This is a genomic window from Planococcus rifietoensis (genome assembly GCF_001465795.2).
GTDB lineage: Bacteria > Bacillota > Bacilli > Bacillales_A > Planococcaceae > Planococcus > Planococcus rifietoensis.
Genome location: NZ_CP013659.2, coordinates 164,348 through 189,731, shown reverse-complemented (window position 1 = coordinate 189,731; position 25,384 = coordinate 164,348). Strand labels below are relative to the sequence as shown.

Annotated in this window: 27 protein-coding genes; 6 read left to right on the top strand and 21 right to left on the bottom strand. The window is 49.9% G+C overall.

Annotated features, from left to right (window positions below):
* Window positions 1-17 precede the first annotated feature (17 nt).
* From yidC to AUC31_RS00945, 3 genes are all read right to left on the bottom strand, one after another.
* Window positions 18-815, bottom strand: a complete 798-nt coding sequence (yidC, locus tag AUC31_RS00955; protein ID WP_058381803.1) for a membrane protein insertase YidC — start codon at window positions 813-815, stop codon at window positions 18-20.
* Between the two features lie 143 nt (window positions 816-958).
* A complete protein-coding gene (locus AUC31_RS00950) occupies window positions 959-1,744 on the bottom strand; it encodes an AraC family transcriptional regulator (protein ID WP_058381804.1) in 786 nt (261 codons plus the stop codon).
* A 304-nt stretch (window positions 1,745-2,048) separates the two neighbouring features.
* Window positions 2,049-2,942, bottom strand: a complete 894-nt coding sequence (locus AUC31_RS00945; RefSeq protein ID WP_058381805.1) for a diacylglycerol/lipid kinase family protein — start codon at window positions 2,940-2,942, stop codon at window positions 2,049-2,051.
* 191 nt (window positions 2,943-3,133) lie between these two features.
* Here AUC31_RS00945 and AUC31_RS00940 point away from each other — a divergent pair, with 191 nt between their 5' ends.
* Window positions 3,134-4,258 (top strand): MFS transporter, encoded by a 1,125-nt coding sequence (locus tag AUC31_RS00940; protein ID WP_058381806.1) that lies wholly within the window; start codon window positions 3,134-3,136, stop codon window positions 4,256-4,258.
* A gap of 59 nt (window positions 4,259-4,317) precedes the next feature.
* Here AUC31_RS00940 and AUC31_RS00935 read toward each other — a convergent pair whose 3' ends face one another.
* Window positions 4,318-4,722 (bottom strand): hypothetical protein, encoded by a 405-nt coding sequence (locus tag AUC31_RS00935; RefSeq protein ID WP_058381807.1) that lies wholly within the window; start codon window positions 4,720-4,722, stop codon window positions 4,318-4,320.
* 67 nt (window positions 4,723-4,789) lie between these two features.
* A complete protein-coding gene (locus AUC31_RS00930; RefSeq protein ID WP_058381808.1) occupies window positions 4,790-5,248 on the bottom strand; it encodes a GNAT family N-acetyltransferase in 459 nt (152 codons plus the stop codon).
* A gap of 94 nt (window positions 5,249-5,342) precedes the next feature.
* Here AUC31_RS00930 and AUC31_RS00925 point away from each other — a divergent pair, with 94 nt between their 5' ends.
* Window positions 5,343-5,834: a GNAT family N-acetyltransferase gene (locus AUC31_RS00925; protein ID WP_058381809.1), complete on the top strand. Its 492-nt coding sequence runs from the start codon at window positions 5,343-5,345 to the stop codon at window positions 5,832-5,834.
* Window positions 5,835-5,910: 76 nt separating this feature from the next.
* On the opposite strand, the gene AUC31_RS00920 is transcribed toward AUC31_RS00925, so the two are convergent.
* From AUC31_RS00920 to mntR, 6 genes are all read right to left on the bottom strand, one after another.
* Window positions 5,911-6,459 carry a DUF4064 domain-containing protein gene (locus AUC31_RS00920; protein ID WP_058381810.1) on the bottom strand — a complete coding sequence of 183 codons (549 nt, stop codon included), beginning with the start codon at window positions 6,457-6,459 and terminating at the stop codon, window positions 5,911-5,913.
* A gap of 447 nt (window positions 6,460-6,906) precedes the next feature.
* Window positions 6,907-7,188: a GNAT family N-acetyltransferase gene (locus AUC31_RS00915; protein ID WP_058381811.1), complete on the bottom strand. Its 282-nt coding sequence runs from the start codon at window positions 7,186-7,188 to the stop codon at window positions 6,907-6,909.
* A gap of 79 nt (window positions 7,189-7,267) precedes the next feature.
* Window positions 7,268-8,236: a ring-cleaving dioxygenase gene (locus AUC31_RS00910; protein WP_058381812.1), complete on the bottom strand. Its 969-nt coding sequence runs from the start codon at window positions 8,234-8,236 to the stop codon at window positions 7,268-7,270.
* Between the two features lie 200 nt (window positions 8,237-8,436).
* Window positions 8,437-9,324: a DUF1002 domain-containing protein gene (locus tag AUC31_RS00905; RefSeq protein WP_058381813.1), complete on the bottom strand. Its 888-nt coding sequence runs from the start codon at window positions 9,322-9,324 to the stop codon at window positions 8,437-8,439.
* A gap of 54 nt (window positions 9,325-9,378) precedes the next feature.
* A complete protein-coding gene (locus AUC31_RS00900; protein WP_058381814.1) occupies window positions 9,379-10,239 on the bottom strand; it encodes a CvfB family protein in 861 nt (286 codons plus the stop codon).
* Window positions 10,240-10,262: 23 nt separating this feature from the next.
* Window positions 10,263-10,685, bottom strand: a complete 423-nt coding sequence (gene mntR / locus AUC31_RS00895) for a transcriptional regulator MntR (RefSeq protein ID WP_058381815.1) — start codon at window positions 10,683-10,685, stop codon at window positions 10,263-10,265.
* Window positions 10,686-10,913: 228 nt separating this feature from the next.
* On the opposite strand from mntR, the gene AUC31_RS00890 reads away from it, so the two are divergent.
* Window positions 10,914-11,069 carry a lmo0937 family membrane protein gene (locus AUC31_RS00890; protein WP_121300999.1) on the top strand — a complete coding sequence of 52 codons (156 nt, stop codon included), beginning with the start codon at window positions 10,914-10,916 and terminating at the stop codon, window positions 11,067-11,069.
* 60 nt (window positions 11,070-11,129) lie between these two features.
* Here AUC31_RS00890 and AUC31_RS00885 read toward each other — a convergent pair whose 3' ends face one another.
* From AUC31_RS00885 to AUC31_RS00875, 3 genes are read right to left on the bottom strand one after another with little or no spacing between them, the layout of a single operon-like run.
* Entirely contained in the window at window positions 11,130-12,248 is a 1,119-nt protein-coding gene (locus AUC31_RS00885) for a GNAT family N-acetyltransferase (protein ID WP_058381817.1), read from the bottom strand.
* 21 nt (window positions 12,249-12,269) lie between these two features.
* Complete coding sequence (locus AUC31_RS00880; RefSeq protein ID WP_157073523.1) at window positions 12,270-14,360, bottom strand: heavy metal translocating P-type ATPase; 2,091 nt, start codon at window positions 14,358-14,360, stop codon at window positions 12,270-12,272.
* On the bottom strand, window positions 14,317-14,688 hold the full coding sequence (locus AUC31_RS00875) for an ArsR/SmtB family transcription factor (protein WP_058381819.1): 372 nt from the start codon (window positions 14,686-14,688) through the stop codon (window positions 14,317-14,319). The genes AUC31_RS00880 and AUC31_RS00875 overlap by 44 nt, the downstream gene beginning before the upstream one ends.
* A gap of 167 nt (window positions 14,689-14,855) precedes the next feature.
* On the opposite strand from AUC31_RS00875, the gene AUC31_RS00870 reads away from it, so the two are divergent.
* Both AUC31_RS00870 and AUC31_RS00865 read left to right on the top strand, forming a co-directional pair.
* Window positions 14,856-15,275, top strand: a complete 420-nt coding sequence (locus tag AUC31_RS00870; RefSeq protein ID WP_058381820.1) for a universal stress protein — start codon at window positions 14,856-14,858, stop codon at window positions 15,273-15,275.
* Window positions 15,276-15,372: 97 nt separating this feature from the next.
* Window positions 15,373-16,359, top strand: a complete 987-nt coding sequence (locus AUC31_RS00865; RefSeq protein ID WP_058383708.1) for a P1 family peptidase — start codon at window positions 15,373-15,375, stop codon at window positions 16,357-16,359.
* 47 nt (window positions 16,360-16,406) lie between these two features.
* Here the strand turns inward: AUC31_RS00865 and AUC31_RS00860 are convergent, their stop codons facing one another.
* From AUC31_RS00860 to murB, 5 genes are all read right to left on the bottom strand, one after another.
* A complete protein-coding gene (locus AUC31_RS00860; protein ID WP_058381821.1) occupies window positions 16,407-16,742 on the bottom strand; it encodes a fluoride efflux transporter FluC in 336 nt (111 codons plus the stop codon).
* Window positions 16,739-17,092: a fluoride efflux transporter FluC gene (locus tag AUC31_RS00855; protein ID WP_083509101.1), complete on the bottom strand. Its 354-nt coding sequence runs from the start codon at window positions 17,090-17,092 to the stop codon at window positions 16,739-16,741. The genes AUC31_RS00860 and AUC31_RS00855 overlap by 4 nt, the downstream gene beginning before the upstream one ends.
* Before the next feature lie 32 nt (window positions 17,093-17,124).
* Entirely contained in the window at window positions 17,125-19,479 is a 2,355-nt protein-coding gene (locus AUC31_RS00850; RefSeq protein ID WP_058381822.1) for a penicillin acylase family protein, read from the bottom strand.
* Window positions 19,480-19,567: 88 nt separating this feature from the next.
* Window positions 19,568-21,043 carry a potassium/proton antiporter gene (locus AUC31_RS00845; RefSeq protein WP_058383710.1) on the bottom strand — a complete coding sequence of 492 codons (1,476 nt, stop codon included), beginning with the start codon at window positions 21,041-21,043 and terminating at the stop codon, window positions 19,568-19,570.
* Between the two features lie 101 nt (window positions 21,044-21,144).
* Window positions 21,145-22,062 (bottom strand): UDP-N-acetylmuramate dehydrogenase, encoded by a 918-nt coding sequence (gene murB, locus AUC31_RS00840; RefSeq protein WP_058381823.1) that lies wholly within the window; start codon window positions 22,060-22,062, stop codon window positions 21,145-21,147.
* 202 nt (window positions 22,063-22,264) lie between these two features.
* Here murB and AUC31_RS00835 point away from each other — a divergent pair, with 202 nt between their 5' ends.
* A complete protein-coding gene (locus tag AUC31_RS00835) occupies window positions 22,265-22,789 on the top strand; it encodes a YceI family protein (RefSeq protein ID WP_058381824.1) in 525 nt (174 codons plus the stop codon).
* A 45-nt stretch (window positions 22,790-22,834) separates the two neighbouring features.
* Here the strand turns inward: AUC31_RS00835 and AUC31_RS00830 are convergent, their stop codons facing one another.
* Window positions 22,835-24,388, bottom strand: a complete 1,554-nt coding sequence (locus AUC31_RS00830; RefSeq protein WP_058381825.1) for an FAD-dependent oxidoreductase — start codon at window positions 24,386-24,388, stop codon at window positions 22,835-22,837.
* A 308-nt stretch (window positions 24,389-24,696) separates the two neighbouring features.
* Entirely contained in the window at window positions 24,697-25,329 is a 633-nt protein-coding gene (locus tag AUC31_RS00825) for an FMN-dependent NADH-azoreductase (protein WP_058381826.1), read from the bottom strand.
* Window positions 25,330-25,384 lie beyond the last annotated feature (55 nt).

Sequence of the window (25,384 nt, the reverse complement as noted above, 5' to 3'; positions counted from 1 at the left end):
GCGCCGGCTTTTTTTGTTTATTTGTTCTTGTCGGCTGTTTCAGTTTCTTCAACCGCTTCCAACGCTTTTTCCGGATGTTCCGAATAGAATTTCCGGCCGATGAACGTTTGGATGATCAACAAGATCCCGCCGACTGCCCAGTAAACAGGCAGTGCAGCCATCGATGTGAACGAGATGAACATGATCATGATCGGAGACAGGTAGATGAAGAACTTCATCTGTTTTTGCTGCTGTTCCGGCATGGTCCATAGCGACACTTTCGCCTGGAAGAAGTACACCGCACCCGCAATCAACGTCATGGCAATATCCGGCGAACCGAGGTTGAACCAGAGGAATTCATGCGAACGCACATCCGGCGAATAGAGAATCGCAAAATACAAGCCCATGATGATCGGCATCTGGATGACGACTGGCAAACAGCCCATATTGAGCGGATTGACGTCATGTTTCTTGTAGAGCCCCATCATTTCCTGCTGGAGCTTCATCTGCTCTTCTTTATCCTTTGTTTCCTTCAAGCGCTTCTGGATGTCTTCCATTTCCGGGCGCATCTTATCCATCTTCACTTTCATGCCTTGCTGGCGCTTATACGTGCGCAGCATGAACGGCATCAAGACGAGGCGGATGATGATCGTGATGACCACGATCGCCATGCCGTAGCTTCCTCCGAAGAGGTTCCCTAAATAATCGAGCGAAAAATCAAATGGCGCTACAAAAATCGTGTAGAAAAATCCTTCTTTGTTTTCAACTGCTGAACAGCCGCTCAAGAAAGCGATCGTTGCCGCAAGCATGAGCAGTAATGTAAGTTTCTTTTTCACGTTTGTCACCTTCACCTTTTTGGACTACTAAGAAGTATAACGATATGGCCGCAAAAATTCAATGCACTGTCCCGGGACTGGCCGCTTTTTTCATTTCTTGTGACAAAAATTAGGCATAAGAAAAAAGGAGAATTGCTTCTCCTTTACTTGGCATTCGGCAAGGTATAGCGGAAATAAGGAATATGCTGGCTGTCGCGGAATTGCTTCGGCGTCACCGAGGTATATTTTTTGAAGATCCGCGTGAAATAGCTCTGGTTGCAGAAATGGAACTGCTTGGAGATTTCCGAAATCCCTTTATTGGAATGGCGCAAATAATACTGTGATTCTTCCACGCGTCGCACGTTCAAGTATTCCACCAATGTAATCCCCGCATGTTCACGGAAAATGCGCGACAGATGGCTGGTCGAAATATTGAAGTGTTTGGCGATTTCCTCTACTGACAAATCGCGTTCGACTTCGTCATTGATGAAAATGACGACTTTGTTGACGGTTTGGTGGCCGAATGACGGCTGTTTGCGTTCCGAGATGATCGATGTGAAAAACTCGATCAATTCATCAGCAACATACATGAATTCCGAATCGTTCATGTGCTTATCGACCAATTCGACACAAGCCGCATTGAAAGCGAACGCTTTTTTCGGCGGTACGCGCATTTCATACAATTTACGTGCCATGACGGACGATAAAATGATGTAATAATTGCGGACGGTGCGGATGATGTCTTTTCCTGCATGAAGGGCGAGCATGTCGATCAATTCACGCAATGTTTCTTTGGCACGGTCTTTCTCCAGGTTATGGATTTCGTGCATCAATTGAGTCTCCACTTCAAAGAAACGTTCGAGCCCCTCCAGCTGCGCGACGTTTTCCGTTTCGTTCATAAAGATTCTGGAAATAGTTTCCTGAATGGATGGCGTTTCGAGTATATTCATCTTCTCCCCGGCTTTCTATGTAAAAAATTTAACGAACTTATTCATTTAATGAACTGCTTGAATAAATAATAATAATAGCGTTTTACAGATAAATTTACAAGTTTTTAAGTAAATTGAGCTAATTTATATTTCAAACATATGACATCGGTAACAGTTAAAACCAATTATACACTTAACTGTACGTTTCAGCGACGAAAAAGTTCCAATTTCCAATGTTTTTACAAAAAATTCAAAACAGGCCGTCGATGATACACGGCCTGCTTTATGTTCCCACTATATCCAAACAGCTTTGTTGTTGCAGCTATCAGTCCGTTTCTCCAGGAACAACCGCCCGGATATGGCGCGGCATGATTTCGATATCAAACGGCGTAGTGCTGCCTTCATCCCCATCGATATTACAAGACAACGGCTCACTCGTGCGGATTGAAACCCGCGTCGTATGGATGGCTTCCACCGCTGGATCTTCTTCGAATTTGCCGCGTACCAAGGCCGTCGCCATGCGGACAAATGCCGGAAGCGCAGCGTTTTCAACGATATACAAATGGAGCAAGCCGTCATCAGTCAATGCTTCCGGCGCCAGCTTCTCGAATCCGCCCACCGAATTGGTCAATGCTACAAGAACGAGCTTAGCTTCCCCTTCCCAGGTGCCGTGGTCATGCTCGATGACGAATGTCGTGACTTCATCGGAAGCGACCGCTTTGACGCCTTCCACAAAATAAGCGAATGCGCCGAGCTTAGTCTTCTGCTCAGGCTCTACTTCATACGTCGATTCGGCGATTTCACCGATCGCCAGGATATTCATGAAGTATTGGTCGCCGACTTTACCGATATCCACGCGTTTTTCACGTCCCGTTTTCAAGCCTTCGATCGCTTCTTCTGGATTCAATGAGATGCCGAGCGCGCGCGCAAAGTCATTGACTGTGCCAAGCGGGACCAAGCCGAAAAGCGGTTCGTGTTCTTTTTCCGCCAACCCCGATACCGCTTCGTTGATCGTTCCGTCGCCGCCCATTGCCACGACAAGGTCATAACGTTTTTCGCATGCTTCCTCAGCAAAATGCGTGGCGTCTCCAGGCCCTGTCGTTTCACGTGTATCGGCATCGTAGCCCATTTCCGTTAAGGTCTTTTCTGCAAAATCTTTATAATCCGCCGCTTTTTCCTTCCCTGAGGAAGGGTTCCATATGAACATCGCTTTTTTCATCTTTTTCCCTCCGGTGCTATAATAAGGTCATATGTTTCAATACCCTAAACAACGCGGAATGTAATCCACCTTGCCGCATTTATTTCTTTTCAACCAGGCGCCTGCCGCCTGCTCCGGACCTGGTTACAAACGGGCCGGCGAGGTCGGAAGTGCCATACATCATCACATTTTAAAGGAAGTTGGGAACCCCCTTGCGCTTTTTCATTTATCTTATCATCTTCTTCGCGTTTTTCGATTTATTTGCCCAGTTGCCGATTATCAGCCCGTTTGCCGTATCGCTCGGGGCGGGGCCGTTTTTGGCAGGGCTTGCCGTCGGAATGTATTCGTTGTCGAACACATTCGGCAATATCATCTCAGGCATCTTCTCCGACCGCAAAGGGCCCTTTGCTATCCTGCTGATTGGGCTTGCTTCGACAAGTGCCGCGCTGTTCATCTACGGCTTGGCAGACGGCCCTTACAGCCTCCTCGCCATCCGCTTTTTACATGGCTTAGCCGCCGGATTGACGGTGCCGGCCGCCTTTACTTATCTAGCGAACCGCACCGACCATAGCCGCCGCGGCAAAAATGCAGCGATTTCCGGCGCATTTGTTGGTCTGGCGGCAATCATCGGCCCCGCCTATGGAGCGATTTATACAAGCCGTGGCAGTGTCCCCGAGACCATGGCCGTCACGGGCACCTTGATCGGCTTGCTCGCGATTGCAGCATTCTTCCTGTTGCGGACGCATCAAGTGAACAAAAAAACGGATCGTTCACCAGCCAAACGCCCAGATTTCGAATGGAACGCGGGGCTTTGGCGATCGTTTTCAGGCGCGTTCTTCCTGATGTTCTCACAAGGCGTGCTTGCTTATATGCTGCCGCTTAAAGTGGAGGCGCTCGGGTTTCCCACTCAACTGAGCGGCTTATTGCTGAGCGCGTTCGGCTTGGCGGCCATTCTGGTCTTTCTGTTGCCGATCAATCGGCTGTTCGATGCCGTGCGCCCGATCATTACTTTGATTATCGGCTTTGCGGTCATGGGCACTTCACTGTTCGCACTCGCCAACATCTCAACAGAACCGCTATTGTATGCGGCAATGTGCACGTATGGATTCGGTTTCGCGCTGTTGTTCCCTTCGATCAATTCCTTATTGATCGATGCCACAGAACCCGCATCAAGAGGGCGCGCTTACGGATATTTTTACGCCTTTTTCTCCATCGGCGTCGTCGCAGGCTCTGGAGTCACCGGGGCTTTGGCACTCACTGCAGATGGCGGTTTCCTGTTCAGCGGGTCGCTATTGCTGTCGATCGCTTTGGCCAATTGGCTGACGCTCGAACGCTGATTTTTTTGGCAACGAAAAAGACCGCCTCGGCACACGTGCCAGGGCGGTCTTTTCGAACTTTACAGCTTGTCGGTATTCAGACGCGGCTCGGATGAAACCGAATCGGTGTTTTCCGATTTTTCTTTGCTGTCGTCGTTTGAAGAAAGCTTCACATCATCGTTGTCTTCTTTCTTTTCTTGCTGCTCTTTTTCGTTGTAGTATTGGACAGTTGCTTGCGTGCCGCCTTCAGCCGTCATTTTGTTTTCCTGCAGGTCGGTCTTGTCCAAGCCTTCGCTCTTTTGGTCTTGCTGATTTTTGTTCTGGTCCAAGTTTTGGGATTCCATATACTCATTCACCTTCGCTTTCACATCATTAAATGCAACAGTTGCTTTCTCGCGGTTTTCCGGTTTTTTGAAATATGCATATGCACCGGCTGCCAGTCCTGCTAAAAGCAGGCCTCTGCCGCCACCTTTTTTCCTAGCCATTTGCAGCACTCCTTTTACTTTTCTTATTATCACTTGTTTACCCTAATCGCCTAAAGCTAATCATGAATCATCCAGCTGTTTCGGCCGCGGATCGTTTCATGTCGATATGCGGGATGCCGTCCTCGTTATAAACTTCCGAGATCGCTTCAAAACCGAATGAGCCATAAAAATCTTTCAAATACACTTGCCCTTGCAATTGAATCTCGGGTTCTTTCCATTGTTCGTCAATGTAGCGGATCGAGCGTTCGAGGAGCTCCTTCGCCAGACCGCGGCCGCGCGCCTGTTTGCGGACAATGACACGGCCGATTGATGGCACGTCGTATTTCTTCCCTGCCGGCACCAACCGGGCATAGGCAAGCACCTCGCCGTCTTCTTCATACACGATATGGGTTGAGACTTCATCCAAGCCGTCCAATTCGGGATACGGGCAATTCTGTTCTACAACAAATACTTCGACACGAAGCTTCAATATATTGTATAATGCTTGTGCTGTGAAGTCGTCAAACTGATAACTTTTCCACGCCATAATCAATCGCCTCCTGTGATTTCATTATTCCACATCAATGGCTATTCAGGCTAGAGTTTGATATGATAGCAAAAATAATTCCAGAGGTGATCGCATGATTCGCACAGGTACACCGGCAGATATCGAATCTGTACGGGAAATCGCTCACATCAGCTGGAATGATACGTACGAAGGGATCATTCCATCTCCCATACAACAAAAGTTTTTGGAGCAATCCTACTCGACCCCGATGCTTGAAATGCGCATGGAGCGGACCATCCTCCTGCTTGCTGAACAAGACGGGCAGGCTGTAGGCTTTGCAAACTTCACGAAAGTCGATGAAGACGGCGATGCCGAATTGATCGCCATGTATATGAAGCCCGAACACCAACGCTCCGGTTTCGGCAAGAAGCTGCTGTCGGACGGCTTGTCGCGCTTAAAAGGCGGGCAGCAATTATTCGTCTACGTTGAAAGCGAAAACCAAAAAGGCCGCAAATTCTACGAAGCGAACGGATTCCTGTTGCTTGAAGAATTTGAAGAATTGTTTGAAGGGCATCCCCTGCAAACAGCCAAATACGTTTTCAACCTTTCAGGCCAAGCGCAATAAATCTATAAACACTCAAAAACCCCCTCGAATTCGCTTCGAGGGGGGTTTGTTTAGTTAAGTCTTAAATTTCCTATTCTTATAACGGGCGGTACGGGGTGTCGTCTTCACGCGTCACTGTATCATTGCTTGTAACTGGTTCATTGCTGCGGCCCATCAATTCATCTTCACGTAGCGGCGGCTTGCGCACGAAGCACATAATCGCAGCGATGTAGAAGAGAATGGATGTCAGCGACAAGACACCGGCAAAAATCCCGGCAAGGATGAAGAAAATACCTGCCGTGTTGGCCTTATCGAATGATTTCAATTTCGTGATGGCCAAAATGGCGAAGACTGTACTGATCGCAAGCAAAATGACCACTACCCAGCCAATGACATCAAATCCTGCCACTACAGCATTAAACGCATCTACTGCCATCTCGGCATCTTGCGGATTCGTGATGTTCGGATCGTTGCGCAATTCCTCTTCCATTTGCATTTGCATCTGGCTGCCTTCAAAACCACTCAAGCTGGTGATGAAAATGATGGATAAAATGATGCCGATTACATTAAAAATGGAACCGATGATGCCAAGAGCTTTTTCTCCTGTCCTTTTGATGGACCCGTAATTCTCTGACGCTTGATTCATAAAAAACCCTCCTATTTCTGTTTTGGATATTCTGCTGCAGTGGATATTCCACATTGCGCGCAGCCTCTCCGCTTTCCTTATTATGTTTCTACCCTCATACATACGCTTTTATGCCGTTTAAGTTTCGCATTACTTTAATTCCCGCCAAAAAATTAATAAAACTTGTTTAAGTTTTATTAAGCTGGGTATTTTATTACTATCAGCAACAAAAAGACAAATTATAAAAGGGGTTCTAAAAAATGGAAAATAAACTAATTTTTAACCAAGCGGATTTCATGTACGGAGTAGGCGGCGCATCCATCCTTACAGCCATCGTGTTCTTCATGACAAGCCTGTAAGAAGGAGTGAGCTTATGAGTCAAACATTCATCAATACATAGAAAAGCAATCCATCCCAAAGAGGAGACGGATTGCTTTTTTTGCGTCTTGCTATATACGGTTTGCTGGATCAGGCTTTGACATCGTTATATTCATCAGAACGCTCGAACGTTTCCGCTACATATGAACAAACCGGCTGCATCTTGAACTGGTTTTCACGCGCGTAAGCTGCTGCATGGTCGACCAGTTTCTTGGCAAGCCCTTGATTGCGCAGGCTTTCTTCGACATAAGTATATTCCATGACCATCAAATCAGCCATTTGTGTCCATGTGATTTCAGCTTTCACTGTCTCGCCGTCTGTTTCGCGAAAAGCGAATTCATCATGCCCAAGTTCTGTAAATTTCAATTCCATCGATCCAATTCCTCCTTATGTTCCACTTTATCTGTGCAAGCGAGTCGACACCCTCTGCGGCTTAAAGCTTCGCCGCCAGCTAGCGGTTGATCTTCAAGGGGCGGAGAGAGTCTTCGATTTCCTTGCGTCTCGGCTCAAGGAATGGCGGCAAGGCCAAGCCTTCACCAAGTTCGTCTGCGTTTTCATCAGTCGCAAAGCCAGGCTCATCTGTCGATAACTCAAACAGGATCCCGTTCGGCTCCCTGAAATAAATCGCTTTGAAATAATAGCGATCCACTTCCCCAGAGGTTTGGAAGCCGTTGGCACGCAAATATTCGTTCCACTGATTATACTCTTCGTAAGTTTTCACCCGGAACGCTACATGATGGACACTTCCCCGGCCAGGACGCTCCGGCGGGAGGTCTGAGCGCTCCTCTAAATGTATTTCGCCGCCAGGGCCGCCTTCTCCTGTCGTGAAAACGATTATTTCAGGCTGACCTTCCACTTCCGGCGCATAAGCACCGGCTTCTGAAAACCCGAGAATATCTGTCAGCACTTTGGCTGTACGCTCCGCTTTCCGTACCGTCAGTCTCACTGGACCGAGCCCGCGAATCGCGAACGCTTCCGGAACGCTCGCTTTTGTCCAAGGCTCGCCGAATGGAATGCCTTCTCCATCATCGACGACAAGCATTAGGCGTGAGCCTTCAAAATCCTGAAATTCCACGGTATCCCGGCCAAAGCGCTGTGTTTTTTCGCCGTGCGGGACGCCGAACTCACGGAACCGCTCCAACCAATAATCAAGTGCTTCGCTTGATGGGAGGCGGAAGCCTGTACTGCTGATGGAAGTGACGCCGGGGGAGGTCCTGCCCGCCATCGGAATATCAAAATAAGTCATATCGGTTCCCGGTGTGCCTACTGCGTCTGCATAAAACAAATGATAGGAAGACGGGTTATCCTGGTTGACGCTTTTTTTGACGAGGCGCATCCCCAGAATGCGCGTAAAGAAGTCATGGTTTTTATCTGCGTTGGCTGTAATCGCCGAAACGTGATGAATGCCTGCAACTTGCATGAAAAGCACCCTTTCTTTATCTCGAATTCGAGATTGTTATCTTTAGTTTAGCATTCAGCAGGGTTTTTCTGCAAGACAGCTGTTTCTGTTAACACGCCCAGGCGAGTGAAAAGCAAAAAAAAGTCCCGGGAATCATCTTCATGATTTTCCAGGACAGCACAGCTTGCTATTCGTTTTTTTCTACACCTGTATTGGATGGCTTAATTGAACCAGCCGCGGACGGTATTGGCCAAATCACGGAAAAACTGTTTGACGCTTTCCCAGAACCCTTCGTCATTGACGACGGTGCCGATTTTATCCCCGATGGTGTTGCTCAAGTCTTCCAATTCAGTTGACCATTTCGAGAAATCGATATCGAGCTGGCGGATTCGGTCCATCAAATCGACCAGCAATTGGCGATCTTCAGGGCTTAATTCAATCTGGAGGCGGCTCAATTGCTCTTCGACGATCTGCTCAACATCCTCGCGCGTTGCCGGATTCTGTTCAGCGATCTGTTTTTTGATTTCCGTCAACAATTCGCTCACTTTTTCCTGTTCGACGCCGCCTTCGGACAATTCCGTCGCAACGGACAATTCGTCATTGGCGACATCTGTCCGTTCAGGATCCAGCTGTTCCCCATTCACTTCATAGGCTTTGTAGATTCCGACAAGTGCAGAATGCCCCGTTACCGCTTTCGGCGCAGCCACTTCAACGGTCGCATTTTCAATGCCTGCCGTCAGCATGGCGTTGGCATACATATCAGTCGTCACTTGGGTGATATTGTCCGGCGTGGCGATTTCAATGACCAGCCCTTCACCTTCTTCGGTGCGGGTGATTTTGGCAGAGGAATACATGCGTGCACGCGCGTCCCCATCTGTAATGTAAGTGACGAGGTCCTCCCCGGTTACTTCAATTTCTTCTACTTCCGCTTCTCCTGCAACGTCCAGGCTTTCAGCGACTTGCGCCTTTTCATCTGCGGACAAATCGCCTCCGTAGACGACGATCGGCAAGCCGAATTTCTCATTTATCCCGACATTCGCGGATGCTGCGCCGGCAAAAGCCAACACGAAAGCAAGCGCCAATGCGGCAAGTGTCATTGTTTTTTTCATCTTTTTTTGCCCCTTTCTTCAAATATTAGTACGCATTTGAGGCAGAAAGGTTCCTTAACCGAGCAATTTTGTCCAGCCGTCTTCTTGCACGATGCGGCGTTCTTTATAAAGCCTGCCGAGCGCACGCTTGAATGCCGCTTTGCTCATGCCGAACATTTCCATGATTTCATCGGGCGACGATTTATCTGTAAATGGCATTTGGCCACCTGCATTTTCCAAATAACGCAGGATTTCTTCTGAATCATCCGACAGGCGTTCCTGTTTGCGCGGCAAAAGAGACCCGTTGAGCGTGCCATCGTCTTTGACGTCGATGACGCGCACCGTTTTTTCTTCGCCGAGACGCGGTTCTGCTTCGCGCTCTGATTCATGGACGAAGACACGGTAGTTTTCTGGCACCGACAGCATGAATGAACCGACTGGCAACAGGCGGTAAGCACGTGCTTTCAAATCTTTATTGTAGACTTCAGCAGGCGCACGTTCGCAAAGTTCCAGCACCTTTTCTTCCGTCGCCAGGCGTCCGTAAAGATCGCCGTAGCGGTCTGTCCGAAGCGTCATGAAAATATGGTCGCCTTGAGCTGGCCATAATTCCTGCACCGGCGGCAGATCAGCCGGCAGGACGTAAACTTCTCGTGTCGTGCCGATATCGACGACTGCGCCTTCGCGCGGGGAAATTTTCAATACTTTCGCCCAGCCGTATTCACTCGGCAAAATATGCGGGATCATCGGCGTGGCGGAAATGCCGCCTTGGCGATTGCGGTACAAGAAGACTTCAATCTCCTCACCGACCTCTTGCCCTTCTTCAATTTCCGATGCGTTCATCGTCACTTCATCCCCTGAACCATCTGTTAAGATCCACTGGGACGTGGAACGGTCTTTAATGTGCAATAATGCTTTCAATCCTGGATGCAAAGCCATGCTGCATACCTCCTCTATTTGGGTTAGCTGTTTTTTTGCTCATTGCTCAACTTCTTCAATTTTTCCGCTACACCTTTATCTTCTTCAAGCAACTGGACCAGATCAGCGATGCGGTCGATGGAATTCCAGCTCAAATGATGCTCGATTCCTTCTACATCGCCGTAGATCTTATCTTCATCAACGCCGATCAGCCGCAAAAATTGCTCAAGCAGGTCATGGCGCTGCAACAAGCGCTTGCCGAGTTTCTGCCCCTTAGGCGTCAGCATCAGCCCCCGGTAGCGTTCATAAATCAAGTAGCCGTCCTTATCGAGTTTCTGCACCATCTTCGTTACGGATGACGGCAGCACCGATAGCGCCTCGGCAATATCCGAGACGCGCGCGTATCCTTTTTGCTCTATCAATGAATAAATGATTTCAATATGGTCTTCCATACTTGGAGTAGGCAAATTCCGTTCCTCCCTCGCGTCGCTATGTTCAGTTTACTATACTGCTGCCGTGTGAACAACTGAGCACAGGCGCTTGCTGCATGCTTTCCAAAGCGCCGAATAAAGGCAATTTTCCAACTTTCTTAAAAACGGCATTGAACGAATGGTGAAAGGTTTAGCGGAATTTCGCTCAGGGTAATGATAGATATAACACAAAAGATAGATGAAACTGAAAGGCAGGTGGAGAACATGGGACGTATTCTTTGGATTATTTTGGTAGTAATTCTTGCGGTATGGGTGATCGGATTCTTATTAGACGTAGCAGGCGGACTTATTCACATTCTTTTGATCATCGCGGCAATCGTCTTGATCGTTAACTTAGTGACAGGCAGGAAAGGTGTTTAGATAAACACCGGACCCTAAAAACCCCGGGAAAGCAGAGCAATCTGCCTTCCCGGGGTTTTTTCATGCTCTCACTTTCGCATAGACGCATGTATCGCGGATCTTGCCGTCATGCCTCGACAGGCTATCCTTGCGCATGATGCCTTCGAGTTCAAAGCCAAGACGCTCCGCTACTGCACGGCTCCGGACATTGTCCGGGTCACAGCGAATTTCGACACGGTTCGCTTGCAGCTCTTCGAACGCAAAACGCGTGATGCGCTCTACCGCTTCCGTTACATAGCCTTTTCCTTCAAAACGGCTATCCACCCAATAACCGATTTCGAATTTGCGCACTTCCCAGTCGATGCGGTGCAATCCGCTCGAACCGATAAACTGCCCGCTGTTCTTATCGAAGAAATGCAGCCTCAGGTCTTTGCGCAACATAAAATCCGATTCTGCTTGAATCAAATTCGCCGTCATTTCCGCGAGATTCGGCTCGTGTTGCGCAAAAGGCATCCACGGGCGCAATGCTTCTAGTGAGTGGCGCACCGCTTCAAAACTAAGCACAGCATCTTCTCTTTTCGGTGCTCGGATCATTAAACGTTCTGATTCGAATGTTTCCGGAAACTCCAGCAACAACGGATTGAAAGGGGGTTCTGCCGGCGCTTTGACCGCGTCATCCCACATCACAGGCGTCGTCACACCCGCTTCCCAGTCTTCACGGGTCATGCCGTAAGTTACCGCATCATGATAACGGTTTTGTTTCGGCGAGAACCATGCTTGGCGCAAATGCGCTTCCTTCACGAAACCGGTTCGTTCAAACGCTTTACGCATCGCAAAATTATCGTGGCGCGTATGGCCTTCCAGGCGGATTTTCTTCTCCGGCAAGGAAAAGACGAAATCAGCGATCATGCGCAGCGCTTTCGGGCCATAGCCTTGCCCGCGGTAGGAATCGGCAATCCGCAAGTCGAATAACGGAATCTCATCCTGCAGGTCGAAGATTTTCACCAAGCCCACTTGTTCGCCTTCATCATTTTCAATCCAAAAGGTCTTGACCTGATCCGATTTATAACCGCCTTCTACGATCGTCTTTTCGATCAAGGCGCGCACCGGGTGTTCGTGGCCATGATAAGGCCATGAGTTGGTCGTCATAAACTCGATCAATTTCTCGTGCTCTTCCATGGTCCATTCTGTTAACTTCAAATCGCAACCTCCAAACGCCTCTTACTTCTGGACTTTCACCAAGCGCAATGCATTCAAGATGACCAATAGCGTAGCCCCCATATCCGCAAAGATCGCGATCCATAACGTGAGCCAGCCCGGAATGATCAATAGCAGCGCCAAGATTTTCAGTGCCAGTGCAAAGATGATATTTTCCTTTATTATACGCAAAGTTTTTCTGCTTAGTCGAATAGTATATGGAAGTTTCTCCAAATCATCCGCCATCAAGGCGATATCGGCTGTCTCCAGCGCTGCGTCCGTTCCAGCTCCGCCCATGGCAATGCCGATATCGGACGCCGCAAGCGCCGGCGCGTCGTTGATGCCGTCGCCGACCATTGCCACGCGGCCATACTTCGCCTGCAGTTCTTTAACAGCCGCTAATTTATCTTCAGGCATCAAGCCGGCGCGAATATCCGTCACGCCGATTTCCGCAGCAATCGCTTTTGCTGTTGCAGGGTGATCCCCTGTCAGCATGATGGTGTGGCCAATGCCGATTTCCTTCAAGCGCTCAATGATGGCCGGGCTTTCTTCCCGAATGGCATCTGCAACGCCAATCACCCCAAACAGATGCTTGCTGGAAAATACCGCCATCGCAGATTTTCCGCTTTCCTGCAGGCGATAAGCCGCGGCCGGTGCATGGAATCCGTGCTCTTCTGCCCATTTCAAGCTGCCGACACGGATGCGCGTACCGCCGATTTCTGCGTACACGCCTTTACCGGTCAAGGATTGGAATCGTTCGGATGGGTACAGTTCAGGTGCTTGTTTGGTGATGGCACGGGCGAGCGGATGCTGTGACAAGGCTTCGACTGACGCCGCAAGCTTGACCACTTCTTCAGCTGTATAGCCTTCTTCCGGCAACACATCGGTCATTTCTGGATAGCCTTTTGTCAAGGTGCCGGTTTTGTCGAACGCGACAGCCTGTAGGCGTCCTGTTTCTTCCAAATGGATGCCGCCTTTGATGAGCACGCCCTGTCTTGCCGCATTGCCGATCGCCGTAACAATCGCGACAGGCGTCGATACGACGAGCGCACATGGGCATCCCACGACGAGCACAGCCAATCCTTGATACACCCACAACTCCCAATTTCCCGTGACAAATCCCGGAACGAGCGCGACTAGAAAGGCGACAGCAATAATTGCCGGCGTGTAGTATTTCGCGAAGCGGTCGACAAATTGCTGTGAAGGGGCTTTTTCCGCCTGCGCTTCTTCCACCAAATGAATGATTTTCGCGATGGTCGTATCTTCCACACGTTTGGTGACGGTTACTTCCAATGCGCCTTCTTCATTCATCGTTCCGGCAAACACTTCATCCCCCGGCTGTTTGGTCGCAGGAATCGATTCGCCGGTGATCGCTGCCTGGTTGACAGCTGATTCACCGCGCAGCACCGTGCCATCCATCGCGATTTTTTGCCCCGGCTTGACGATCAATACGTCGCCGATGCGGATGTCTTCCGTTTCCAATTCGATCAATTCGCCGTCGCGCTGAATCAATGCCCGTGACGGTGCCAAGTCCATAAGCGAGCGAATCGATTGGCGGGCTTTGTTCATCGAGAACGATTCCAGCGCTTCACTGATGGCGAACAAGAATACGACAACTGCTCCTTCCCGCCACTCGCCAATAATGACCGCGCCGATGATCGCGATGGTCATCAATGTTTTCATATCGAACTCCAGGTGGCTGAGGTTTTTCACTCCTGTGGAAAACATTCGATAGCCGCCGATCAACATCGATGCGCCGAACAAGCCGATTGACCATGGATGCGTCTCCCCAAGCTGAAATGAAGCGATGATGCCGGCGATGAGAAAGATGAACGAAATGGCCGTTTCGATTGTCTGGCGCCGTTTGTAAAATGGCACGTGGGCCACGCGTTGTTTTTCCGGATAGACGCGAATATGGTCGAAGGCGCCCGCTTTTTCCAATTCTTCGATCGATACATTGCCATCGACACGCAGTTTGGAAGCACCGAAGTTCAGTTCAACGTGTTTCGCTTCCGGCAAATTGCGGATATTCTGTTCGAATTTCGCCGCACAGCTTGTACACGATAGGTTTTCAAGACGATAAGTTTTGCTCAACTGAAACACCTTCTTTCGCATGTTCATTCGCGATGGTCACAAGCTGGCGCACATGGTCATCCGACAAGGAATAATAAATCTGCTTGCCTTTGCGTTCGGATTTCGCCAAATCCCGCTCGCGCAAATACCGCAGATGGTGGGAGGCTGTCGCTGTCGATGAACCGATCACCGCAGCGATGTCGCAGACGCACATTTCGGGCTCAATCGTCAGCGCATAGGCGATCTTCAAGCGCGTTTCGTCCGCCAGCGCTTTGAACAAAGCCGCAACGCCATCGAGTTCCACCATATGCTGCTGCACCCGATCGACCGCTTCGGGATGGACTTTTGTAATTTCGCACGTCTCTTTCATCCTGTTCACACCCTTCATTCAAACCTTCATTTGATTGATTTCAGTATAAGGCTATCCAGCCTAACAGTCAAATGCTCATTTGAATGAAAAATGCAGCCACCCGCTCGCAATTCAGGAAATGCTATACTAATGAAAACAACGACACCATAGAACAGGAGAGACGAATTATGTACCAACACGTATTGGTCGCCATTGATGGATCTGATCACTCAAAACGCGCCGCACAACATGCGATTCAACTCGTTGAAGGCACGCCTCAGGCACAAGTGACCATTATCTGTGCCGTCGATTACGGAAAGTCCGAAAGGGAAAGCAATCGAGGGCTCACAAGCGAGCAAATAGCCGAAGCCGCCCGCGACTATCTTGCGCCCTTCGAAGATATCTTCCACCAGGCAGGCGTCCGCGTGAAAAGCGTTATTGTCCACGGTGCACCCGGACCAGCCATCGTCTCCCACGCGAACGAACATCCATACGATATCGTCATCATCGGCAGCCGCGGCTTGAATCCTGTTCAGGAATTTGTGCTCGGCAGCGTCAGCCATAAAGTGGCAAAACGCGTCAAAGTGCCGGTATTGGTCATCAAGTAAAGAGAAACTGCATTCTGCGGAGCTGTTCGATTCCACATTGTTAAACAACACCGGGATTCGTAGCCTATCATGCAGGAAAACGGAAATGGGGATCATGATGCATAAAGGAAAATGCAATTCCATCGCCGATGTGGCGGGCGTCACCGTCGGACATGTCACACTCGACGAAAAAATTAATGAAGAAGAATCGGTCTGCACCGGCGTCACCGCAATCTTGCCTCACGGCGGCAATTGGTTCGAACAAAAAACGCCTGCTGCATCGTTCGTATTAAATGGCTTTGGCAAAACCGCAGGGCTCGTCCAGATTGATGAACTTGGCGTGCTCGAATCCCCGATCATGCTAACCAACACGTTCAGCGTGGCAGCGGTGCTGCAAGGAACGATGGATTATATGCTTGCTGAAAATCCAGCGATCGGCGATTCGACCAGTTCGTTGAATGTGCTTGTCGGCGAATGCAATGACAGCTATTTGAATTCGATGCGGCGAATGGCGGTCGGACCGGCTCACGCTGTCCAAGCGATTCGTACAGCTTCCGCCGACTTTGCACAAGGGGCTGTCGGTGCCGGCAAAGGGATGATCTGCTACGGCGTCAAGGGGGGCATTGGCTCTTCTTCACGCATTGTGAAATACGGGAATGAACAGTTCACGGCCGGCGCGCTCGTTTTAACCAATTTCGGGCGCAAAGAAGAAATTGCCATCGCCAATTGGCTGCCGGAAAATACTCCGGAACAGCGTCCGGACGGATCCGTCATCATCGTCATCGCCACCGACGCGCCGCTCGACAGCCGCCAGCTGAAGCGGCTCGCCAAACGTGCGGCTATCGGGCTCGGGCGAACCGGTACGCATGTCCATAACGGATCAGGGGACATCATCATCGCCTTCTCCACCGCCTATACGATTCCCCACCAGCAGCAATCGCCTTATACCGATTTACGGCTATTGCGCGATGACCACGAAGTGATGGCGGGGCTGTTCCAAAGCGTCATCGAATCAACGGAAGAAGCGGTCTATCAATCCCTGTTCCATGCCGAAACCACTTCTGGGCGCATGGGACGCGTCGTTGAAAAAGGCCTATTCGAATAAAAACACAACACAAAAAACCGTTCCGCTTCTTCAGCGGAACGGTTTTTTTACATAGAAGCAATGGAATAACCGACAGCAAACAGCAGCAAACCGGAAACAAGCGTCGCAGAAATATAAAAGATGCCCCGCTTCCACTGGCCGTCTTCAAAATCCTTCACGCTATCGAGCGCCATTGTTGAAAAGGTCGTGAAAGCTCCGAGAAACCCGAAGATTCCAGAAGCTGCCGGCACACCTGCCCCGAGGCATGCGCCGATGATGAGCGAACCGAGACTGTTGACGAACCAAGTCGCAAGTTTTGGCTGGCGCGCACGATTTTCCACCGCCATATAGCAGAGATAACGGGCCACGGCACCAAGAAAGCCGAATATCGCGATGCTGATCATTCGACCGCCCCCTTGCGCCCTGCCAACAGCCCTAAAGCTGCCGCAACAATTGATGCAGCCGTCATGCCAAGAGCATACATAACACCTGTTAATAAAGACGATTCAAGCAAGCGGAACCAATCCGCCGAAAAGGCTGAAAAACTCGTGAACGAACCGATCAGCCCGGTCGAGACGAACAGCCGCGTCCCCGCCGAACGCTTTACTAAGCGGGCAGCCGCGATGCCGATGATGAAGCTTCCGACAATGTTCACAAGCCACAAGCCCAGCCCCGCTCCGGCGAATTGAAACACGGCCGTGCGGAGAAGCGATCCGGCCATGCCGCCAAACCCTACAGCCAATACATTTTTCATGAAATCCCCCGAACGTTTTTCTCCAGTATACCTTATTCAGGAATGAGCGTTAATTCGGCTCCTTCCACATCGCCTTCAATTTGGGTTTCATGAAACTCGCCTTGCGCCCATTTGTCGACTTGGTTATGGAAAAAGTCGGATTTCACATGGCCGCTTAGCCCTGGCCCGACAATATGATAGGCTTTCGATAAATCGGCAAGGTCAGCCACAAAACGCCAAGAGGCCCCGTGATCGACTTCGCCGTCATCATTGAAGGCCGCTGCCTGGACGGTAATATTCGAGCCGCCCACGGGCACTTTGTCCGGATTCAAGAATCGCTCGAGAATCGGCGATGCCCCAGCGACGGGATGCGGGAAGGTCAATTGATGGTAATCGCCCCATTCCCAGTCTTGCGGATCGCTGCCTTGTGCAGCTTCGATATCATCGAGTGCGAGATCAAGCGAGTCAGCCAGCCATCTGCCTGTGCCGCCGTATTCACGCACCCATGCACCTTCTTCTCCCTCAAAAGCCCGGCGCAATAAGGCGTCGGTAATATGGTTCTTCCCCGACAGCATATCGTAGACATCTTCTGGAAATTGTTCCTCGAATAAAGTGTCCGGCAATTGGCGCATCCAGGTATGGAAGACAAAAGGTGCTGCTTGGCCAGCACTGTCAACCTGGTCCCATTCCCGCAGCATCTCGAATAATTCTTCGTGTTCATCCGTCAATTTTTCGACTTCTGCCATCATGCTTTCGAGAAATTCCGCAGCATACAGGTTTTTCTGGTCCATCTGTAAGGCCATCATGTCTTCCGCCGTCAGTTTATCGCTGCTTTCGAGCACTTCCGCGATGCGCTCATAACGGTAAGGCTGCGCCCAGAAATCCGTAATATGGTACGGATAGCTATCATCGATGACCTGGTTATTGGCGGTCGCGATAAAGCCAGATTGCGGATTGACCGAACGCGGCAATTCATCGAACGGCACATAGCCATCCCAGCCATATTCAGCAGAATCACCCGGCACCGGCAATTGCCCGTCGCCTTGTTTGCGGATCGGAATACGCCCATTCGCTTTGTAGGCAATGGTGCCATCAGTCGACGCAAATACGAAATTCTGTGCAGGCGCCTGGAAATCTTCCAAAGCCGTTTCGAATTGTTCCCAGTTCTCCGCTTTATTGAAATTCAACACGGCCTGCAGTTCAAGTGTCGGCTCAAGCGCGGTCCACTGCATGGAAAAGACGGCGGAAGGCTCTTCTTCTTCATATAAGACTGGTGACACGATAGGCCCGTGGCGGGTGACGAGCACTTCGAAATCGACTGTCTCCCCGTCTTTTACTCGGATCGGTTCTTCCAGCACTTCTGCTTGCTCCCACTGGCCTTCATAACGGAACTGTGTCGGATCGTCAGGGTTTGGCGTTTCGATATACAGATCCTGCACATCCGGCCCGACATTCGTCACGCCCCACGCGATCTGTTCGTTATGCCCGAGAATGATTCCCGGAATGCCAGCGAAGATGACGCCGCTGACATTTTGTTCAGGCGACTCCAAATGCATCTGGTACCAAATGGATGGCGTGCTGAGCCCGAGATGCGGATCGTCTGCTAGTAGCGGCAGCCCGCTTTCCGTTTTATCCCCTGACACGACCCAGTTATTGCTGCCGTTGAACTCTGGCGGAATGACCGAGGGATCGAAAGCGCCTGCGACCGACACTGGCTGCTTTTTATTGGCCGCCAAAATGGCAGGCGCTTCTTCCGGGTAGCGGATGAACAATTCACGCGCTTTATCTTCTGGGAATTCATTCAATGCCCAATGCCGGACAGCGAGCGAATTCCAATGGCCGCCGAGATCATAAGCCATGAATTTGCCGATCGCCAAGGAGTCGACAGGCGTCCACGGTTCAGGCTCATAGCCGAGCAGCGCGAATTCATAGCTAAGGCGGCCCTCTTCTTTCGCTTCTTCGATATACGCGTTGACACCTTCCGCATACCATTCAAGCACTTGTTTTGCTTCGTCCCCGTAGCCGGCCCAAGATGCTTCCCCTGCGCGGCGCAAACTGAAGGTGCGGAAATATTTATCGGTATCAACGGCTGCTTCCCCAATCACTTCAGCTAAGCGGCCGCTTGCTTGCCGCCTCGATAAATCCATTTGGAACAAACGGTCCTGCGCCTGCACATAGCCTTGCGCACGGTACAGGTCCGCATCGCTCCCGGCCTGGATATGGGGCACACCGATATCATCCCGCACGACTGTCACTTGTTGTTCCAGCACCGCTACAGCCACTTCCCCTTCAATGACTGGTTTCGACTTCGATATGTAAGCGTTTGCAAAGATACCTGCAACGATTGCCAGCCCGAGCAATGAGCCGAATGCAATCAACAGCCATTTCACCCATTTTTTCTTTTTCATGATTGAATCCCCCTTTGTGATTTCCATTCGACCGGTCCAGTGGAAAATCCTTCCTCAGCATCAAAAAAAGCCTGCCGCAAGGGCAAGCTTAGTTGACGAAATCTTCTTCTCCAAGCACCAATTTCACTTTCGGCACTTGTTTCTTTTCAGTGAGGACATACAGCACATCCCCTTTTCTGAGACGCGTCGTTCCGGTCGGCATGACAAGCTTGCCCGAACGGATGATGGCACTGATTAAAGTCTGGTTCGGCAGGCCGATTGTCTGCACCAACTGGCCTGCGAATGGTGATTTCTCAGATAGTTCAACTTCGAGCATTTCTGCATTGGCACGGTCCATCGAGACCAGTTCCAAGGAATGGATGCGTTTTGGAACCGGGCGCCCGTTCAATCCAAGTTTCTCGGCAAAGAATGGGATTGTCGAGCCTTGCAGCAATGCGGACGTCAACACAATAAATGAAACGATATTGAAAAACATGATGCTGTTGTCCATGCCCGCAAGCATCGGGAACGTCGCCAGAACGATCGGAACCGCTCCGCGCAGTCCCGCCCAGGACATGAACAGCTTTTCTTTCAAGTCATAATCGAAGAACGCTGTACTGACGAAGACAGCAATCGGGCGCGCTACGAAAATCAATACGAACGACAACACAAGCCCTTTCCAGATGAGATCCCAGTCAGCCAATTGACTTGGGAAAACGAGCAGCCCCAGAATGACGAACATGACAATCTGCATAAGCCAAGCAAAACCTTCATGGAAAGAAACGATCGAATAGCTATGCGTCAAATCACGCGTCCCGATTACGAGTGCTGCTAAGTAAACCGCCAGCAATCCGCTGCCGCCAAGAACGGCTGTAAAGCTATAGATGAAAATCGCAAAGCCCGCGGCAAGCACCGCGTAGAGCCCGGATGCATCCAGCCGGATCCGGTTGATGGTCCACGAGGCGAACAATCCAAGCGCCAATCCCAGAACCAAGCCGAGCCCCATTTGAAGCACGAAGCTGCCGAGCATTGTCCAAACCGAGGAATCCGGGATCATGATCAATTGAACAAACGCGATGGTCAAAAACATCGCCATCGGGTCGTTCGTTCCTGACTCCGCTTCGAGCGTTGAGGAGATTTTGGATTTGATGTTTTGGCCTGCGAGAACCGAGAATACCGCTGCGGCATCCGTCGACCCGACGATAGACCCCAGCAGCAAGGCCTGCAGCCAAGTCAAATCAAAGACATAGTACGCTGCGACAGCTACAATGCCTGTTGTGATCAAAACCCCAAGCGTCGCCAGGACGATTGAACCGCCAAGAACCGGGCGGATATGCTTCCATTGGGTTTGCAAACCACCTTCGAAGAGGATAATAATGAGGGCGACAATTCCGACCATCTGGGCAATTTCTGCGTTGGAGAAATAAATGAGGCCTGAAACATCACTGCCTAGCACCATGCCGAGGAACATAAACAAAACGAGCGAGGGAACGCCGGCGCGAGCTGATACTTTCGTCATCAAAACGCCAGCCAGCAGGAATATCCCGCCGATCAAGATTATACCGTCTACACTAAAGCTCTGTATATTGACCACCTACTCCATAAATTACTTTGAATTCATTATACCATAATAATGGCTCTAATTAAAAAAGCGGCACTCCGTATAAGGAGTGCCGCCCATTGAAATCAAGCCATATCTTCGCCGACAATTTTCACTTCCAGCTCCAAATCGATGCCGAATTTTTCGAACACCGCTTTTTTCACCATTTCAATGGTTTGGATATAGTCATTGGCTGTCGCGTTGTTTTTGTTGACGATAAATCCGGCGTGCTTCGTCGAAACTTCCGCACCGCCAAACCCTCTGCCCTGCAATCCACTTTCCTGGATCAGCTTGCCCGCAAAATTGCCAGGCGGCCGTTTGAAGACACTTCCTGCAGAAGGGAATTCAAGCGGCTGCTTGCTTTCGCGCTGGAAAGTCAAATCAGACATTTTGGCATCAATGACCCGCTGCTCGCCGATTTCGAGGCCGAACTCGGCAGCCAGGACATAAAAGCCTTTTTTCGTGATGATGCTTTTCCGGTAGCCGAGTTCCAGCTCGTCTTTCGTCAAGACCAGCTTTTCGCCTTCTTTTGTCAAGACGGTCGCCCGGACGATAACGTCTTTGATCTCGCCGCCGTATGCGCCAGCGTTCATCGCCATCGCGCCGCCGATCGAGCCAGGGATGCCACAAGCGAATTCCAAGCCTGTCAGCTGGCGGTCAGCTGCTGCGCGCGATACTTTCTTAATGTCTGCGCCGCCTTGGGCAATTACTGTTGTGCCATTGATCATGATGCCGTCCAGCTTCTTGAATGTCAGCACGATTCCACGGACGCCGCCATCACGGACGACCATATTAGAACCGTTCCCAAGCATCAAAAGCGGGATCTCATTGTCATATGCGTATTTTACTGTATAAGCTACTTCATCTTCAGTTGTCGGTGCTACAAATATATCGGCCGGCCCGCCCATTTTCGTCAATGTATGCAAATGCAAAGGCTCGTCCATTTTGACGTGATCTTCTGCCACAAAACGGCGCAAATCCGCCAACCAAGTTTCTTTCATCATTCCAAGCAAATCCCTTCTAAACTTTTCGCTCTTAATAGTATCCATTTTTCATCATGTTTTGACAAGCGATATTGCCTTGTTAAGGACTAAAGTCTGGATAAATTTTATCTCTAATTAAAACTATTTTAATTAAAACCTATTGACTTCGAGATATTAATTGTTTATAGTAAGGCTAACACATACGAAATTGGAGGAATTACTCATGAAAAAATGGACAGTAGACCAAGCGCATTCAGAAATCGGATTTTCCGTGAAACACATGATGATCTCAAAAGTGAAAGGCTCTTTCGCTTCATACGAAGCACAGGTGGAAGCAGATGAAAACAACCTTGAAAATGCATTGATCGATTTCAAAATTGACGTGACAAGCATCGATACCAATAATGAAGACCGCGACAACCACTTGCGCTCTGCAGATTTCTTCGACGCTGAGCAGCATCCATACATTACGTTCAACGCAACCGATATCCGCAAAAAAGACGATGACGAATATGAGCTTGAAGGCGATTTGACGATCAAAGGCGTGACCCGCCCAGCGAAATTCGAAGCGGAATACGGCGGCAAAGCTACCAACCCGTGGGGCGTTGAAGTTGTTGCTTACAACGTCAACGGCAAAATCAACCGCAAAGATTTCGGTTTGACATGGAACCAAGCGCTTGAAACAGGCGGCGTGCTTGTCGGCGAAGACATCAAATTGAACTTGGAAATCCAAGCGAACCCAGCATAAGCATAAAAAAAGAAGCAGCCGTCGCTGCTTCTTTTTTTCTACGTTTTATATGCCGCCTTCTAATTTCTTCAGCGGTTTCACGGCAGGGCCTTCCAATACTTCTCCGGTATGCGAGAAGCGGGAACCGTGACACGGGCAATCCCATGATGTTTCGGCATCGTTCCACGCCACATCACAGCCCATATGCGTACAGGTCGGTTTGACAAGATGCACTTGGCCATATTCATCTCGGTAACCGCCCGCTTTTTTGCCGTCCACTTTGACAAGACCGCCCTGTCCTTTTTCAAGGTCGTCGATGGTCTTGGAGGCTTTTTTCAGTTTGCCGCTGACCAGTTCTTTTGCCACCGAGGCATTGTCTTTCAAGAAGCTCGCCGCATCGGCTGTTTTCACTTTCGGCCGCGTCGGATCGAATAACGCAGCGTATGGGTTTTCACGCCCGACGATTTGGTCGGTCAGAATCCGGCCGGCAATGGCGCCGTTCGCCATGCCCCATTTATGGAATCCGGTGGCGACAAGGATATTTTCATAACCCGCGGTGATCGTGCCGACGTACGGGATTTTATCCAAAGTCGTCATATCCTGCGACGACCAGCGATATGGAATCTCGTCTGCAGCGAAATAATCCTCGCCGAACTTCGCCAAATTCTCGTAATGTTCCATCGTGTCGACGGAGCTTTGGCCCGTCGCATGGCCTTCTCCGCCGAGCAGCAAGAGTTTTTCCCCGTCCTCTCCCGGCGTAAACCGGATAGAGCGGGATGGGCTGTCGGCGCTGATGTACATGCCTTCTGGAATCTTGCCATTGGTCCGGACGGCAATGGCATAGGAGCGGTTGACTGACAGCCTGGAGAAATACATGCCGTCGAAATCGTTGAACGGATAATGCGTCGCAACGACTACTTTATCGCACGATAAATGAGATAGGTTTTCCGTCTGGATGACCGGGTCTTTTTTGCTCAGGATTTTCATGGCGCGGCTTTGTTCGTGGATGTCTACGCCCATTTTCTCCAGTTCTTTTACGAGGCCGGTCAAGAATTTCACCGGATGGAATTGAGCCTGGTTACGCATGACGAGCGCTTCTGTCACAGGGAACGGCAGCTCTGACTCTTCGCGTGCAAGCTCCCCGTCGATGCCCAGCTGCTGGTATGCTTCCGCTTCTTTCTCCAATAACTTCACCGTGGAATCTTTTGTCGAATAGATGAACGCATCGCGATGCGAAAAATCGCAATCGATGTTCAGTTCTTTTGCCGTTTCTTCGATGAATTTCAATCCGTCCATATTGGCTTCGTAATAAAGCTTTGCTTGTTTTTCACCGACCAGTTTGATCAGCGGCGCGTAATACAGGCCATGCTGAGCCGAAATTTTCGCAGTCGTATAGCCCGTGACGCCATCGATCAATTTGCCGGCATCAAGAAGTGTCACTTTCTTTCCTTCTTTCGCCAATAGATACGCTGTGATGACGCCCGCGATTCCAGCGCCCACTACTGCGACTTCCGTAGACTTATTGCCGGTAAATGCCGGGTAATCCGGCAATTCCTTGTACGCTCTCCAAAAAGACTCTTTCGATTCGGGAATACGGTTTTGCTGTTCACTTTGAGACATGCTGCCCCTCCTTTATTGAATGTTTTGCTTATTGACTGTCTACCCCTATGTGGAAATCATTAACCAATAAATGAACGAAGGGCAGCTGAGTTCATTTATTTGCGACGCATCTGCCTCGCAGATGTGGGAGCAAACTTGCGAGGCACGCCTCGGACATTCGTTTGCGAGGCTTGAGCATAGCGAAAGTCGAGCAAATAAATTGATGAAAGAAAAGCTGAATTAATCCATTTGATTGGAAAAGCTTCGCGTCAACAAATTTAAACAAAAAAAAGACGGAAACGCCGAAGCGTTTCCTTCTTTATCATTCATTATGCATTTACTTTAGAAAGTGTGTTAGCTGTTTCTTTCACGCGTTCCATGCCGTCTGCGATGATTTGCTCAGCGCGGTCAGGATACATATTGTGGCCTTCGATGATGACTTCTTCGATGTCTGTGATGCCGAAGAAGTTCATGATGGCACGGATGTAGTTGACGCTCATTTCGCTAGGCGCCATTTCTGGTGTCGAGTAGACGCCGCCGCGTGCGTTCAAGATGATGACTTTTTTCTCTGGAACCAAGCCAACCGGGCCTTCTTCTGTGTACTTGAAGGTCATGCCTGCACGGTAGACATAGTCGATGAATGTTTGCAAAGCTGCAGGAATTGTTTTATTCCACAACGGGAATGCGAACACGACTACGTCAGCATCCATGAATGCGTCCATCGCTTTGTTGGCTGCCGTCAAGATGCGCTGCTCCAAGTCAGTCAATTCTTCCGCTTGTGCTGATTTCTGCATGGCGTCGAAGAAATCCTGGCCAAAATACGGCATGTCTTCTGCGAATACGTCAAACGTGTTGACCTCTGCATCTGTTTTTAAGTTCTCCATGAATACTTCGTGCATTTTACTTGAAACGCCCTCAGAAGCGGGACGGTTATTGGCTTTTACGACTAAAATATTTTCCACTTGTAAAACTCCTTTGTACTATTAATATTATTCTTTAATTCGAGACTTTTTAATT